This window comes from Mesorhizobium sp. P2_E9, from assembly GCF_056403815.1.
This window is the reverse complement of the sequence record NZ_JBFUET010000036.1, coordinates 1-14,611: the sequence shown is the minus strand read 5'-3', so window position 1 is coordinate 14,611 and position 14,611 is coordinate 1. Positions and strand designations below refer to the sequence as shown.

The 14,611-nt window shown below is 60.3% G+C and carries 14 protein-coding genes and 3 pseudogenes; 13 read left to right on the top strand and 4 right to left on the bottom strand.

Annotation, left to right across the window (positions count from 1 at the left end):
* Nucleotides 1-244 (top strand): annotated as a pseudogene (locus tag AC1D05_RS35310) (DDE-type integrase/transposase/recombinase); the annotation flags it as partial.
* A 432-nt stretch (nucleotides 245-676) separates the two neighbouring features.
* On the opposite strand, the gene AC1D05_RS35305 reads toward AC1D05_RS35310, so the two are convergent.
* A complete protein-coding gene (locus AC1D05_RS35305; RefSeq protein ID WP_477447560.1) occupies nucleotides 677-895 on the bottom strand; it encodes a hypothetical protein in 219 nt (72 codons plus the stop codon).
* A gap of 218 nt (nucleotides 896-1,113) precedes the next feature.
* Nucleotides 1,114-2,444, bottom strand: a pseudogene (locus AC1D05_RS35300) (tyrosine-type recombinase/integrase).
* A 474-nt stretch (nucleotides 2,445-2,918) separates the two neighbouring features.
* On the opposite strand from AC1D05_RS35300, the gene AC1D05_RS35295 reads away from it, so the two are divergent.
* The 8 genes from AC1D05_RS35295 (at nucleotide 2,919) to AC1D05_RS35260 (ending at nucleotide 9,251) form a co-directional block, all read left to right on the top strand.
* Complete coding sequence (locus AC1D05_RS35295) at nucleotides 2,919-3,947, top strand: proline racemase family protein (RefSeq protein ID WP_477447558.1); 1,029 nt, start codon at nucleotides 2,919-2,921, stop codon at nucleotides 3,945-3,947.
* Between the two features lie 37 nt (nucleotides 3,948-3,984).
* Complete coding sequence (locus AC1D05_RS35290) at nucleotides 3,985-4,566, top strand: DUF1349 domain-containing protein (protein WP_477447556.1); 582 nt, start codon at nucleotides 3,985-3,987, stop codon at nucleotides 4,564-4,566.
* Complete coding sequence (locus AC1D05_RS35285) at nucleotides 4,559-4,996, top strand: Gfo/Idh/MocA family protein (protein ID WP_477447554.1); 438 nt, start codon at nucleotides 4,559-4,561, stop codon at nucleotides 4,994-4,996. Before AC1D05_RS35290 ends, AC1D05_RS35285 begins: the two co-directional genes overlap by 8 nt.
* Nucleotides 4,951-5,607, top strand: a complete 657-nt coding sequence (locus AC1D05_RS35280) for a Gfo/Idh/MocA family protein (protein ID WP_477447552.1) — start codon at nucleotides 4,951-4,953, stop codon at nucleotides 5,605-5,607. The genes AC1D05_RS35285 and AC1D05_RS35280 overlap by 46 nt, the downstream gene beginning before the upstream one ends.
* A gap of 124 nt (nucleotides 5,608-5,731) precedes the next feature.
* Nucleotides 5,732-6,643, top strand: coding sequence for a dihydrodipicolinate synthase family protein (locus AC1D05_RS35275; protein WP_477447550.1), 912 nt, complete (start codon nucleotides 5,732-5,734; stop codon nucleotides 6,641-6,643).
* Nucleotides 6,644-6,747: 104 nt separating this feature from the next.
* The gene (locus AC1D05_RS35270; protein WP_477447548.1) at nucleotides 6,748-8,247 is read left to right on the top strand and encodes an aldehyde dehydrogenase family protein; all 1,500 of its coding nucleotides are present in this window, start codon (nucleotides 6,748-6,750) and stop codon (nucleotides 8,245-8,247) included.
* A 54-nt stretch (nucleotides 8,248-8,301) separates the two neighbouring features.
* Nucleotides 8,302-8,532 (top strand): NAD(P)-binding protein, encoded by a 231-nt coding sequence (locus AC1D05_RS35265; RefSeq protein WP_477447546.1) that lies wholly within the window; start codon nucleotides 8,302-8,304, stop codon nucleotides 8,530-8,532.
* On the top strand, nucleotides 8,529-9,251 hold the full coding sequence (locus AC1D05_RS35260; RefSeq protein WP_477447544.1) for a GMC family oxidoreductase: 723 nt from the start codon (nucleotides 8,529-8,531) through the stop codon (nucleotides 9,249-9,251). Before AC1D05_RS35265 ends, AC1D05_RS35260 begins: the two co-directional genes overlap by 4 nt.
* Nucleotides 9,252-9,433: 182 nt before the next feature.
* Here the strand turns inward: AC1D05_RS35260 and AC1D05_RS35255 are convergent, their stop codons facing one another.
* Both AC1D05_RS35255 and AC1D05_RS35250 read right to left on the bottom strand, forming a co-directional pair.
* Nucleotides 9,434-10,075 carry an imm11 family protein gene (locus AC1D05_RS35255; RefSeq protein ID WP_477447542.1) on the bottom strand — a complete coding sequence of 214 codons (642 nt, stop codon included), beginning with the start codon at nucleotides 10,073-10,075 and terminating at the stop codon, nucleotides 9,434-9,436.
* Nucleotides 10,076-10,105: 30 nt separating this feature from the next.
* The gene (locus AC1D05_RS35250; protein ID WP_477447540.1) at nucleotides 10,106-10,744 is read right to left on the bottom strand and encodes a hypothetical protein; all 639 of its coding nucleotides are present in this window, start codon (nucleotides 10,742-10,744) and stop codon (nucleotides 10,106-10,108) included.
* A 328-nt stretch (nucleotides 10,745-11,072) separates the two neighbouring features.
* On the opposite strand from AC1D05_RS35250, the gene AC1D05_RS35245 reads away from it, so the two are divergent.
* From AC1D05_RS35245 to AC1D05_RS35230, 4 genes and pseudogenes are all read left to right on the top strand, one after another.
* A complete protein-coding gene (locus AC1D05_RS35245; RefSeq protein ID WP_477447538.1) occupies nucleotides 11,073-12,491 on the top strand; it encodes an IS1182 family transposase in 1,419 nt (472 codons plus the stop codon).
* 112 nt (nucleotides 12,492-12,603) lie between these two features.
* A complete protein-coding gene (locus tag AC1D05_RS35240) occupies nucleotides 12,604-13,293 on the top strand; it encodes a GMC oxidoreductase (RefSeq protein ID WP_477447536.1) in 690 nt (229 codons plus the stop codon).
* A gap of 114 nt (nucleotides 13,294-13,407) precedes the next feature.
* On the top strand, nucleotides 13,408-14,088 hold the full coding sequence (locus AC1D05_RS35235) for a GntR family transcriptional regulator (RefSeq protein ID WP_477447534.1): 681 nt from the start codon (nucleotides 13,408-13,410) through the stop codon (nucleotides 14,086-14,088).
* 326 nt (nucleotides 14,089-14,414) lie between these two features.
* Nucleotides 14,415-14,611, top strand: a pseudogene (locus AC1D05_RS35230) (IS6 family transposase); the annotation flags it as partial.

The window sequence follows — 14,611 nt, the reverse complement described above, 5'->3', positions numbered from 1 at the left end:
AGCATCGCTCGCACAAGGGCCTGAACAATCGGGCGGAGAACTCTCATCAACCCATCCGACGGCGGGAGAGGATCATGAAGCGCTTCAAGTCAGCGCGACATCTTCAGCGTTTCGTTTCCGTCCACGACCCGATCGCCAACCTCTTTAACGTTCCCCGCCACGATATTCCATCCACCCACCATCGAGAACTGCGAGCAACTGCCATCAAGCATGGCGCCAAATCGCGCGCCTTCACGCCGAATGAACCAAGCCTCACTCCCAGATCTTGTTTTCACAGCGTTAAGTTTACGGTGCCGTTCGACTACATCGAGCGCACAATCCCAAGCGGGGCCGCTCGACGCTGGGCACGCCGGTTGAGTTCGAGGAAATAGCGATGTTAGCTTAAGTGCCTGTCCACTGAACCGGCAGCAGGCCATATAGTCGGCACAAAGGCGAGGACCTTCTTATATGAACGCGAGTGAGATGAGTGCGATCAGCGACACCCTGATGAGGGTGGTGACGCCGGAGATGTCGCCAAAGCAGCTTTTCAAGGCTGCCAGGAAAGAGCACCCAAAGCCTCCAGGAAGGATATCGCCAAGGCGGCGTTTTTCTCGATAATTTCACATGCTGATCAGGACACTGGCAAGGTGAAGAACCTACAGGCATTCGCCATCACCGAGCGCACCCAGCCGTCTGACTAGGACAAGCTCACCCAGCAGCTTTCATTAGCCCAAAGCATCGCATGAATTGCGTCGATGGCATTGACGACCGCGTCCGCCGCCTCGTGGTCCAAGGCAATATCGAGCCGACCTTCAGTGGTCTGAATTGTCAAAATTCCGAGTTTGCCACGCTCGTCAGTGATGGTTGCGACGTGAAATTCAGTCGGCATATACGGGCGCTTTTCTGTCTGTTCCATCGTGTGAAGACCCAAGTCAGTAGCGGTGCAATGAGCATGTGGCTTTTTGCCTGAGGCAACGAGAATTTCACCCCTTTTACGATGGAGCACGGGACGGATAGGCCCATGCTCCATACGGTAGAGGCAGGCGCAAGCTTGCAAAGCGAGCAGATCGGGTGACCCTCAGCGAAGTGGGTTTGTGCATGAGGCGCAAAGCAGACTTTGCGATTGTGGCCCGATCAGGCTGCAGCACGATGTGCATGCTCCGCCCCCTTCGCCTGTCCCAGGAAGTGGGCAAGCGCCAACTTCCTGGAAGCTCGATCGAGCGCATAGGCAGTGTGGCTGAAGGCGACGCCATCCAGCAGGCCTTGGATGTAGCCAGCGATGCTGTCGGCTGCCATGACGAGCGCTGTGTCCACGGTGTGGATGTAGCGGCTCGTCACCGTTCCTCGTGAATGCCCAACTAGGGCGGCGATCGTCGCCTCGGTGAACCCAAAGTCGTTGGCAATGCTGGCGAAGCTGTGTCGCAGAACATGCGGTGTGATGCCAGCCAGGTCGGTGTTCTCGAGTAGCTTCGTCCAATGCCTAGGGAAGCTCCCGAATGCCGTGTCATCCTCCCAGCCGGGAAAGACATAGTCTTCGGCACCCTGTTCCTCGTCGCGGCGACCCTCGAGGTACTCGAGGACCGGCAGACCGATCGGTCGCACTGATGCTCCTTCCTTGCTGTCGGTCAAGCGCAGGCAACTGCCGTCGATATCGACTTCGCCCCAGCGCAGACCGATGACCTCGCTGCGTCGGCCGCCCGTCAACGCGATCAGGCGGATCATTTCCGCGGCAGTCTCATATTGCCCGTCCTCGACGGCCCTTCCGCAGGATATCGCCGAGCGTGCGATACTCCTGCTCGCCAAGACGGCGAGTGTTTATCCTGTCCTTCGGCTTGCGAACGCCATGGGCGGGGTTCTGCTCGATGATACCGAGTTCAACCGCATAGCTGAGAATGCCGCCGAAGAGCCCTATCGTTCGGGCCGCCGTACCGGCGCCACCGCGCACGATCGCGCGCCCACGCAGCTTGTCCGTTTTGACGCTGGCGCGTGTCTTGCCCGCCATGATGTCCTTCATGGCCTGGGTGATGTCGGACTTGGCCAAATCCCGCACCCGTGGACTGCCCAGCAGCGGAACGATGTGGCGCTCGACGCGGCCGACATCGGTGGAGATTGTCGTGGGTTTCTTCGGTCGCCCCCTTTTCCCAAGCACCAGCCCATTCTTGAGGTCTTCGAGGTAACGGGTGCAGAGTTCCTTGACAGTGATCGCCTCGCGATCGAGCTTGCGCTCCTCGGCGGGATTGCCGCCTCTTGCGACTTGGCCGAGGACTTTCGCCTCGCGCCTGGCCTCCGTGCAGCCCAATGGTGTAGCGACGCGAGCGGCCTGCGGTGCGGTACTGCAGAACATAGCTTCGCTTGCCCGAAGTGAAGACACGCAAGCCAAAGCCGGGTAGCTCTTCGTCCCATATAACATAGTCCGAGGACCTGATATCGGTGGCATCGACGGTTCGTTTGGTCAGCTTCGCCATGCTTGGGTGTCTCCTTGACAGATTCCCTGCGTAAGCAAAGCGTAAGCACGGCAGGGAGGGTTTTCAGCCGCCCCGTCGTACCGTCGGCGCTGATCGATTTCAAATTTGTTTTGTGATTTCAGTGGCATAGCGCGTATTCGGATAGAATCGGATAGGTTCGGCGAAAGCCACTATCCATTCTCCGAAGGCAGAGGTCACAGGTTCGAATCCTGTCGGGTGCGCCATTTTTCCGCGGGTCCGTTCCGGACACATGGGAGCCCGTTCGGCTGGGGGAAGGGCGTTGACAAAAGGCCGACATAGCAATAATCCAATATATTGGATGCAATTCAAGCCGTTACAGCGGAACAGGGCTGCGACATGCGCGAAAACAGAACTTCAGGCCTGTCGCGTGTATTACGTCAGATGACCTGTGGCAGGCCAATCGCCGACCGGTGACAGGCGATGCTCTCGCCGCAGATAGGAGTATGCAAGCCAATGAATCTGGATCGCGTCATTACAGTCGTCGGAGCCCACGCCGAGGGCGAGGTGGGCCGGGTGATCACAGGCGGCGTCCTGCCGCCGCCGGGTGCTACGATGTTCGAGCGCATGGAAAATCTGGAGCGTGACAGCGCGTGGCTTCGCAACATGCTGCTGTTCGACCCGCGCGGCAGTGTCAATGCAGCCGTCAACCTGATAACGCCCCCCATACGCGCCGACGCCGATATCGGCATGATCGTCATGGAGTCCGATTACTTCGTGCCGATGTCGGGCTCGAACCTGATCTGCACGGTCACCGTCGCCCTCGAGGCAGGCATGATCCCCATGCGCGGCGCCAACACCATCGTCAGGGTAGATACGCCGGCCGGCCTGGTCGAGGTCACGGCGGATTGCAGCGGCGGCAAGTGCCGCCGCATCACATTCCGAAATATCCCGTCCTTCGTCATGCATCGCGACCGGATGGTCGATGTGCCCGGGATAGGGTCGCTACGGGTCGATGTCGCCTATGGCGGCATGATCTACTGCATTGTCGATGCCGAGGACGTCGGCGTGACGCTGGCCCGCGACGAGGCGCGCGACCTAATCGAACTCGGCGAGCGCATCAAGGCTGCGGCGGCCGGACAGCTTCCCTCGATTCATCCAGAGAATCCATCGATCAACACCATCAACCAGACGGAATTCGGCGGCCGGTTGCGGATCGTCGATGGAGTGAAGACGTCGAAGAACGCCGTGGTCGTTTCTCCCGGCAGGCTCGACCGCTGTCCTTGCGGCACGGGAACTTCGGCGCGGATGGCCTTGCTGCATGCGCGCGGCGACCTCGCGGTGGGCGAGAAGTTCCGGCATACCTCGATTCTCGACACAGTCTTCGATTGCCGTATCGTTGAAACGGCCATGGCGGGCAATATGCCGGCGGTGGTGACAGAGATTTCCGGACGTGCCTGGCTGACCGGAGTAAGCCATTACGGGGTGGATCCGGAGGATCCGTTTCCCGAGGGCTATCGCTTGTCGGATACCTGGTTCAGGTAGCGCCCGACATCATGCAGCACGAACAGCGAGCGAGCCGATGACATCTCAAACCACGGGGCTGACCTGGCTCAACCCGCCGCCGCATCATGCTTTCGGCGGCAACGACGTGCATGTGCGCACCGGCAAGGAGACCGATTTCTGGCGCGAGACCTTCTACGACTTCTGGCGCGACAGCGGTCACTTCCTCTATCGGCAGGTCGAGGGCGACTTCAGCGCCGAGGTTACGGTCAAGGGCCACTACAAGGTTCTCTACGACCAGGCCGGATTGATGACCCGGTTGAGCGAGACGCACTGGGTCAAGGCCGGCATCGAGTTCACTGACGGGCTGATGTATTTCTCCGTCGTCGTCACCAACGACGCCTCCGACTGGTCGCTGGTCAGCATTCCGGCAGGTCCGGACGGTGTGAGGATCCGGTTGACCCGCCATGCCGAGGCAATCCGCGTTCAATATCTGGATAGCTCGGACAATCACTGGAAGCCGGTGCGGCTTGCCTATTTCCCGCCTTCTGAAACGGTCGATGTCGGCATGATGTGCTGCTCGCCGCAGCGTGAAGGCTTCGAGGTCACCTTCAGCGATTTTTCGATCGGCCCGGCGATCTCGAGGGAACTCCATGACTGACGTCTCCCAAGGCAGCAAAGTCCGCTGGGCAATCGTTGGGGCAAGCCAGATTGCGCGCTCATGGGTTGCCAAGGCGATCCAGTCCGTCCCGGACGCGGAGCTGGTGGCGATCGTCAGCAGGAGTGCTGCTCGTGGCCGAGCATTCGCCGACGATCTCGGAATTCCGGTATCCGCTATAAGCCTGAAATCACTTCTTGCCGAAACCGGGATAGATGCCGTCTACGTCTCGACGAACAATGACAGGCATCAGGAGGACACGCTCGAGGCCGCGGCAGCGGGCCTGCACGTGCTTTGCGAAAAGCCGCTCGGCCTGACGCTGGACGATGCCATCGAGATGGCAAAAGCCTGCGACCTGGCCGGCATCGTCCTGGCACGAACCACCACATGCGTGGCGCGGCGACACACAGAGCCATCCGCGACCTGGTGCTGACAGGCCGGATCGGGCGGCCGCTCGCCGCGCGCGTGATGTATTGCGAGTATTTGCCCGAGGAGCTGCAGACGTGGCGCACCAAGGACAAGGCGCAAGGTGGGGTCATCTATGACCTCACCGTGCACAATGTCGACGTTCTGCGCTTTGTGCTTGCGGATGAACCCATCGAGGTCATGTCGATGAAGGCGAGCAGCCTGATCGGCGAGAACGGCGTGGAGGACCAGGCGCAATCCATTGTCCGCTTCGCGTCCGGCTTGATTGCCTACATGCATGAAGGCCAGGTTTTTGCCCATCACGAAACGGCGCTTGAGGTGCACGGCACCGAGGGATCGATCTATGGCCGGGGCATTCTGGATGAGTCGCCGGCCGGTCGGGTCTATCTTCGCCGCGGCACCGAGATGACGGAAATCCCGGTCGAGCCTGCCAACCTCTACGCCGCCACGATCGCCAAGTTCAACGCGGCGGTGCTGCATGGCGAACGTCCGGCGGCGACGGGTTGGGATGGTGTTGCGTCGCTCGCGACGGCGCTGGCAATCAGACGTTCGGCGGAGGAGGGGATGCGTGTGTCCGTGCCGCAATTCGAAGGAGCTCCGTTCGTTTCGGCGGGCTGACATAGCCCATTCGCATCGTGGCGGTTGCCGGCGAAACCGCGGATTTCACAGTGGACTTTCGGATAGAATATTGTAGATTGGATACATTATTGGCAAAAGGCGAGTCCTAAGGAAAGGCCAGACGATGACGCATTGGCAGGGGGTGTTCCCGGCGGTTACGACCAAGCTCGAGCAGGACGGTTCGATCAACCTCGAAGCGACACAGGCGAGCATCGACCGCCTGATCGACAACGGCGTTTCAGGCATCATCGTCCTGCCGATGCTGGGCGAGAACGCTTCGCTGCTGCCGAAGGAGAAGGAAGCTGTCATCCGCGCCGCCAGGGAAGCCGTAGCCGGCCGCGTTCCGCTTCTCTCCGGCCTTGCCGAGATCTCGACCGCGGGGGCGATCGCGGGCGCGCGTGCCTTCCAGAACTATGGCGCCGAAGGCCTGATGGTGTTCCCGAGCCTCGGCTACAAGACCGACCCGCGCGAAACGGCTGAATGGTACAAGGCGATCGCCGGCGCCACCGACCTGCCGATCATGATCTACAACAACCCGATCGCCTATGGTGTCGACATCACGCCCGACATCCTCAAGGTGCTCGCCGATTGCCCGACGATCGTGGCGGTTAAGGAAGAGACCGGCGACGTGCGCCGTGTCACCGACATGTTCATCGCCTTGGGCAATCGCTTCGATATCTTCTGCGGCGTCGACGACCAGATCGTCGAAAGCATGTCGCTTGGCGCAACGGGCTGGGTTTCGGGCATGACCAATGCCTGGCCAAAGGAATGCGTCCAGATATTCAACCTGTGCGCGGCCGGCAATTTCGCCAAGGCCCGCGATCTCTACCGCATCATGACGCCGTCCTTCCACCTCGATACGCATGTGAAGCTCGTTCAGTATATCAAGATGGCCGAGCACCTGGTCTACGGCGCGCCTGAATGGACACGGGCGCCGCGATTGCCGCTGGCCGGCGAGGAGCGCGACCGGGTCATCGCCACCATCACAGCGACAATCGAACAACTCAAGCAGATGCAGTCGCGCCGGGCTGCCTGATCCGAGGGGACGCCATGGTCCGGTTCGGAGACTTACGAGGATCCGCATTTTCGGTTGCGCCAGTCGAGTGACCACAGCCGGCTGATGCGCCCGGGATGGATTGCATGCACAAAATTCCATTGTTCGGCGCGTCCGACCTGAAGCAGATCCGCGATACGGCGCGGCGGCTGGACACGTCCTGGATCGGCGGCGGGTTTTCCCGCGACGACGGCTGCGACGTCAGAACCATCACGTTTCCGTTCGACGGAGAGACGATCAGCGAAGTCGCCTTTGCCAGCGAAAGGCAGGTCGATCTTGCGGTTCAGGCGGCCCGCGCCGCGCTCAAGGCGGACTGGGGAACGATGGGGCACGAAGGACATGCGGCGCTGATCCGTGCGCTGGCGGATGCGGTCGAAAGAAATCGGCTCGAATTGGCGCTTCTCGAGAGCCTCGATGTCGGCAAGCCGATCCTGCATTTCTACAATGACGATTTGCCGACAACGGTCGGCGTGCTGCGCTGGTATGCCAGCCTGGCTGAAACCGCCTATGATCTCAGTCCGACCCGCCGCAAGGGCGTGCTCAGCCAAATCGTGCGCGAGCCGCAAGGCGTGGTGGGTATCGTCCTGCCGTGGAACTATCCGCTGACCACGCTGGCACTCAAAATCGGCCCGGCGCTGGCCGCCGGCAACACGGTCGTCTGCAAGCCGGCCGACGATACGCCGCTCACCACGCTACGGCTGGCAGAGCTCGCGATCGAGGCGGGTTTCCCGGCTGGCGTCATCAACGTCGTGCCCGGCACTGGCGCGGTTGCCGGAAAGGCGCTGGGTCTGCATGACGATGTCTCGGCGATCAATTTCACCGGTTCGACCGCCACGGGACGGCGTTTCCTGCACTATTCGGCCGATTCGAACCTGAAGGAAATTTCGCTGGAATGTGGTGGCAAGAATCCCGCCATCATCTTGCCGGACGTCAAGTCGCTCGACCGTTTCGCCGACGACATTTCGACCGGCTTCCTGATGAATTCCGGCCAGCTCTGCTCGTCCATATCGAGGGTTCTCGCGCCGCGCGCGCTGGAAGGCGATCTTCGCGATATGCTCGTCGTCAGGATGAAGGAATGGCCGATCGGCGATCCTTTCGATCCAACCACGCGCATCGGGCCGCTGGTCAGCGACGCCCACGCGGCCAAGGTCAATCGCGCCATCGATGGCGAGATGCAGCGCAACAATGATATCAGCGTGTCGGCGGCCGAATTCACCGGCGCGTCGCCGCGCCTGGTCGAGCCGATCGTGTTCTTTAATGTCGGCGAAAGCGCCGATGCCTGGCGAGAGGAGATTTTCGGACCGGTTCTGTCCGTCAGGTTCTATGACGATCTCGATGGCGCGATCCGCAGTGCGAACGATACGCAATACGGCCTGAGCGGCTATGTTTTCGGCGAGAGTCCGGACGCGATTCGCGAGGCATCGACGGCGCTCGACACCGGTTTCGTGGCGATCAACGCTTTCTGCGAAGGCGACTTCACAACACCGTTCGGCGGCTTCAAGACGTCCGGCTTCGGCGGCAAGGACAAGGGCATCCATTCGCTCGATCAATATTCGCGGACCAAGAGCATCTGGTGGGCGATGTAGGAACTCAGCCTGGCCCGAAACATTCGACCAAGCGCAAATGAAGGTAAGTCCGATATGACGTCCAAGGCGTATGACTACATCGTCGTCGGGGCAGGTGCCGCTGGTTCGATCGTCGCCGCCAGACTAGGCGAGGACAGGAGCGTTCGCGTGCTGGTGCTGGAGGCCGGCCCAAGCGACAATTCCATCTATGTGCGCATGCCGGCCGCCATGTCCTACCCCCTGACCGCCAGCGCCGGACCTGGAGTTTCGAGACGGGACCGGAGGCCGCGCTCGGCGGGCGCATGATCACGCATGTCAGGGGCAAGATGCTGGGCGGCTCGGGCTCGCTCAACGGCATGGTCTATGTTCGTGGCAATCCACGCGACTTCGACGCGTGGGCAGAGGGTGGCCTGCCGGACTGGTCGTATGCGCACTGCCTGCCTTACTTCAAGAGGCTGGAATCCTACGACAAGGGCGCCAATACCTATCGTGGCGGTGATGGACCCATCGCGATCACCACGCTCAAGGGCGACTTGCCCGTCTTCAAGGCGTTTCTGGAAGCCGGGCAGCAGGCCGGGCACGACCTTAACCCCGACTACAATGCCTACCGCCAGGAAGGCGTCCATATCTACCAGGCAAATATCGACAGGGGCGTGCGAGCGAGCGGCGGCAGGGCCTATCTGCGGCCGGCAATCCGCAAGGGCAATGTCGATCTCAAGCTGAACGCGCTGGTGCACCGGATCAACTTCGATGGCAGGCGCGCGGTCGGCGTCACCTATGAGGTGGATGGCACGGTCCACACCGTCGAGGCCCGACGCGAAGTGGTCCTGTGCGGCGGCGCCTTCAATTCGCCGCAGCTTCTGTTGCTGTCGGGCGTCGGTCCCTCCAACGAACTTCGCGGCCTTGGCATCAAATCAGTCGCGGATGTGCCGGGAGTGGGCAAGGGCCTCATCGACCACGTCGCCGTTTCGGTGCGTTACAGGGCAGGCTGTGCCAAAACCCTGCGAACGCAGCGAGTGATTTAAATCCGCTAACGGCATGCGCCTTTTCGCTGCTTCCGACTCCAATTCCGAACATTTTGGAATGGACTACAGCTACGCCAAAAGCGGTAATTCGTTCATGGCCTGAAATCGATTTCTTGCCGATAAACGAATGGCGGCCTTCGAGATAACGTATCGACCGGCATGGTGACGCCCCAAGCTTTTGATCAGATCACACGGCAACGCCGCAGAGCCAATGCTTCGCCCAAATCGGCAGCCATGAGCGCATCACCCAAGGCGTCGCTCAAGAACAAGGAAAACCACAGTTTTACGTCCACCCATACATCGGGACCCGAGAGCACTTCGCGCGACACGGCGACGTCGCCGTCGTTCAGTTCACTGACGCTCTTACAAATTGACCGGCGCCCCTTGCTCCCGATACCGGGAACCTGAGGCGACTGATCCTCTAGGAAGGAAGACTTCCGATTACCGAATATCCAGGTGTAGAACTCCCGTGGATCACGGGTCTTGTGATCTTTCTCGTAGACCCCCTCACTCACTGGATAGAGGGCGCCGCCCCCAATATCGAACTGGTGCAATACTTGCGCCACGCGCTCCGAAACGATCCAGAACGATCCGGCAAAGAAGACGTCGGGTACCGGCTTGCCGTGCAACGGATGCCAATCGCCATCGGGCTTAAGCCAGGCGATCGAAGGACAGGAGGTAGCGGCAACAGACTCGCCATTTTGATTGGCTTCGCTAGCCGCGACGGCGACATCCGTCCGCTCGCGAGAGACGTCGGTTTCCACCGGCATTATCAAATCGGCCATCACCGGGAGTAAGCTGATCCAAACACGTTCCCTTATCACTCGCTCCTCCCGTGATTCTAGGCGCCCTTATCAGATCACGCGGCAGCGCCGCAGAGCCAATGCTTCGCCCAAATCGGCCGCCATCAGCGCATCACCCGCAGCGCTGCTTAAGAACAAGGAAAACCACAGATTTACGTCGACCCAGACATCGGGACCAGAAAGCGCCTCGCGCGATACCCCAACGTCATCGTCTTTCAACTCGCTGACGCTTTTGCATATCTCGCGATATTCATCGTCGGAAATGCCGGGAACGTTTGGCGACTGATTCTCGATGAATGCCATTTTTTTGTTACCGAACGTCCATGTGTAGAAGTTCCGCGGATCGCGGGTCTTCCCATCGATTTCGTGGACACCCTCGGCAACCGGGTACAGCGCGCCGTGCTCCAGATCGAACTGGCGCAATATTTGCGCCACGCGTTCCGAAACGATCCAGAATGATCTAGCAAAGAAGACGTCGGGTACCGGCTTGCCATGCAACGGATCCCAATCGCCATCGGGCTTGCGCCAGATGGTCGTGGGACACGAGGTAGCAGCAACGGGCTCGCCATATTTGTTAGCCTTGCCCGCCGCGATCGCGACAGCCACCCGCTCGCGCGAGACGTCGGTCTCCACCGGCAGCACGAAATCGGCCATCGTCGGCACAAGGCTGATCCAAACGTGTTCACTCATCGCTCACTCCTCCCGTGATTCTAGGCGCCCCATTCACCCCATGCTTCGGCCCTAGGGCGGCGCGAGCGTAGTGGAATTTTCTTAATGCTCGGCGTGCCCGGCCGAAAAACAGGCCATTGTCGATCGCGAAGCGGGAAAGGCGATCGGGTCCACGGGGGTTCCCGCGAGCCGTCAGTCCGCTCCCCCACCATTCGTGGAAGTCTATAAAGTCTGCGAGGGGCCGAGATCTTGCCTATTCGTAGGTGTTCGAAACCCATAACAAAGCTTTTTGTCACGAACAAACAAGTGTAGAATCAAGCATCTCCTGATCTACGTCGCCGAGGTTTTTATGAGCTTCATTGAGGGTACACCGCGAGATCAGTCCAGCCTGCTTCCTCCTTGTATCGATGACTATGTTGGGCCTGACACACTCGTCTGTGTCGTCGATGCTTTCGTGGACAGTCTGGACCTGCTCAAGCTTGGCTTCACGCGTGCCATTGCGGCGTCGACCGGACGACCAGGCTATCATCCCGGCGACATGCTGCGCCTCTATATCTGGGGTTACCTCAATCAGGTCCGATCATCGCGACATCTGGAGCGCACCTGCAAGCGCGACCTTGAGGCGATGTGGCTGATGCGCCAGCTCGTGCCAGATTATCGGACCATTGCGGCGTTCCGGCATGACTATCCCGACGCGATCGTCGCGGCCAGCGCAGCGTTTGTGCTGTTCTGTCGCGAACAGAATTTGGTGGGCGGCCGATCGGTCGCGCTCGACGGCACCAAGATGCGCGCCGCCGCCAGTCCGAAGAACATCGCCGGAGCGGAGCGGCTGGCGCGGGACATCGCGCATACCGAAAAAGAGATCGCCTATTATCTCGACCGCCTGGACATCATCGACGAGACCGTCGCGCAGGGGTTCGAAGATCAACCGCTGCACCGCGAGGGCTTCAAGACCGCCATTGCCTCCCTGTTGCGCCGGAAGGAACGGCTGGCCCGGCGACAGCAGGAACTCGAAGAACGGGACGAGAAGGTGCTCGTGTTTGGTGAACCCGAGGCCAAGCCGATGGGTTACGCCCATGCGCCGAAGCTTCCCTCATATAATCTGCAAAGCGTCGTCGACGTCGCGAGCGGACTGATCGTCCACCACGACATCTACAACGACGCGAACGATAGCCATCTTCTTCATGCTATGTCGGTCGCGGCCAAGGCCGTGCTGGAGGTAGAACAGCTCCAGGTGTTGACTGACGGCGGCTATTCAAACGCTGAGGAAGTCGCCCGTTGCGAACGCGAGAACATCGAGGTCGCTGCGCCGATCAAGCGCGGGGCGATGAATTCCGAACATTTTCGACCGTTCCAATTCCTCTACGATGAGGACAGCGACACGATCCGTTGCCCCGCCGGGCTAACACTGCGCCGGTCCGGAATCCATACTCGCAATCGAGCGATCCGCTATTGTACCTCGGCCTGCACAACCTGCGCCCTCAAGCCGAAGTGCACGCCCGGAGCCCAGCGCACGATCCATCGGCTTGTCGATCAAAGCGCTCTCGATCGCATGGAGGCCCGAATCCATGCTAACCCCAGTCTGATGACGATCAGGCGATGCACGGTCGAGCATCCGTTCGGCACGATTAAACGAATGTCGGGCGGCGGAAGGTTCCTGACGAGAGGGCTCAGGGCGGTGAAGGCGGAAGCCGCGTTATCGATCCTGGCCTTCAACCTCCTTCACGCCGCGAACACCTTCGGAACAAGGGTGATTACCCCGAACTGAGACGAGGCGCTTCGCTTCAGCCGACCTTGGCTGGCGATGCGGCCGGCTGCTGGCGTTTTGGCACAGCCTGAGGGCCTCGCGTCCGGGCGTTTCTCCCGCCATGGACCTGAGCATGTTCAAGATGGGCCTGATCGGGGCGCAGTGGCTGTTTCTGCGCTCCGGCCTCGGCGTGACCAATCTTTGGGAAGTGGGCACGTTCTTCAAGAGCAGCGAGGCCGCCGACTATGCCAATATCCAGCACGAGTTTTTGCCGATGCTGGGCGAATTGATGCACGGCAAAGTCAACATCGAGGAGGGGTTCCAGTACCAAACCTGCCTGGTGCGGCCGAAGAGCCGGGGCTCCGTTACGCTGAAATCAATCGATCCCCGATCCCATCCGTCGATCGTTTCCAACTATCTCGCGCATCCGCAGGACCAGCGGGATCTGATCGACGGCGTGCGTCACACCGACGAGATTATCCAGCAGCGCGCCTGGGACGGCATGCGTGACGAAGCCTTGACGCCGGGGCTCAGGACGATGCCCGATGCCGAAGTGCTTGACTGGCTGAAGGAAAACCTCGGTACGCAATACCACCCATGCTCGACGTGCCGTATGGGCGTCGACGACATGTCGGTCGTCGATACCGACGGCAGGGTGCAAGAGACCGAGGGGCTGCGTGTCATCGATGCGTCGGTCATGCCGCGCATTACAAGCGGCAATTTGCATTGCCCGACTATGATGATTGCGGAGAAGCTCGTAGACCGCTTGCGGCTACGCGCACCGCTGCCGCCCGAAATTGCCGACTACGCGGATCGCATGTGACCACGGCGAGCCTGATGGAGTCCTCAAAATCCGATTGAAAAGCGGAGATTGGATCGGCATGAAATATTGGATACGATTGTACAATCAATAGAGCGATTCTGGAAAACGCCTGCCATGCCGACATCTCCCAAGCCCCTGCTGCAGCGCCAGACCGTTACCGCGATGGTCGCGGAATACATAGCTGGCAAGATCATCGGCGGCGACTATCCCGGCGGCCATCAGATTCGTCAGGAGGCTATAGCTGCCGAGCTGGGTGTCAGCCGGATTCCGGTGCGCGAGGCGCTTTTGCAGCTGGAAGCCGAAGGCCTTGTCGTCATCAGGGCGCATCGTGGCGCAGTCGTCTCCGATCTGTCGGCTGACGATGCGATCGACCTGTTCGACGCACGGCTTCTGCTGGAACCCTTCCTCGTCAAGAAGGCCATCGCGCGTCTGTCCAATCAGGACATCGCCACCGTCGAACGGGCGCTTCACGACTACGAGGCTGCCGTCGCCAGGGGCGATCCGAAGGAACTCAGCCGCCTCAACTGGGCGTTCCATACGGTGCTGCTGGAGCCCTCCATGCGACCGCGTTCAATGGCGGTGCTTCAAACACTCTACAGTTCGGCGGATCGCTATCTGCGCCTGCAGATCGAGCCGTTGAAGGCGCAGACCAAGGCGCTGCAGGAGCATCGTGACATCTTCGAAGCCTATCGCCTGCGTGACGCGGTCGAGACATCGAGACTGCTCAAGAAGCATGTCGCCGACGCGGCCGAAGAAATCGTCAGCCAACTGAAGCGGGGCGAGGCCGCCGGCTGATCCTGCCTCGGCTGGATCGGCCTTTCGTTGCATCGAAGTCGGGCGCGCATTTTCCCCGGTCGTCCAAAATCGGCTGACGCGAACGCAGCCGATCCGGATACCCGCAACGCCTCCGCAAGATCCCCACAAGCCGATCGAACCAAGCGGCGGTGGGACGAATTCGTTTGACTCTCATGATTATTGTATCCAATATCCTGTAAAACAACCATTCTCGAAGTCACCATCAAAAAAGGGGAATTCGCAATGACACGCAAAGCAGGAGACGACGTCAATTCAGGGCACCGTAACGTTAACCGGGCATCGATCAAAATGTGGGATCTGGCGGCATGACCAGATTTTGCCGTGATCCTCTTTATCGTCGCCACCGATTTCCGGCGCAGGTGATTGCCCATGCCGTTTGGCTCTATTTCCGGTTTCCGCTCAGCCTGCGGATGGTCGAGGATATGCTGGCAGCTCGTGGCGTCATCGTCTCTCACCAGACCGTGCGACTTTGGGCTGAGAAATTTGGCAGACACTTTGCCAA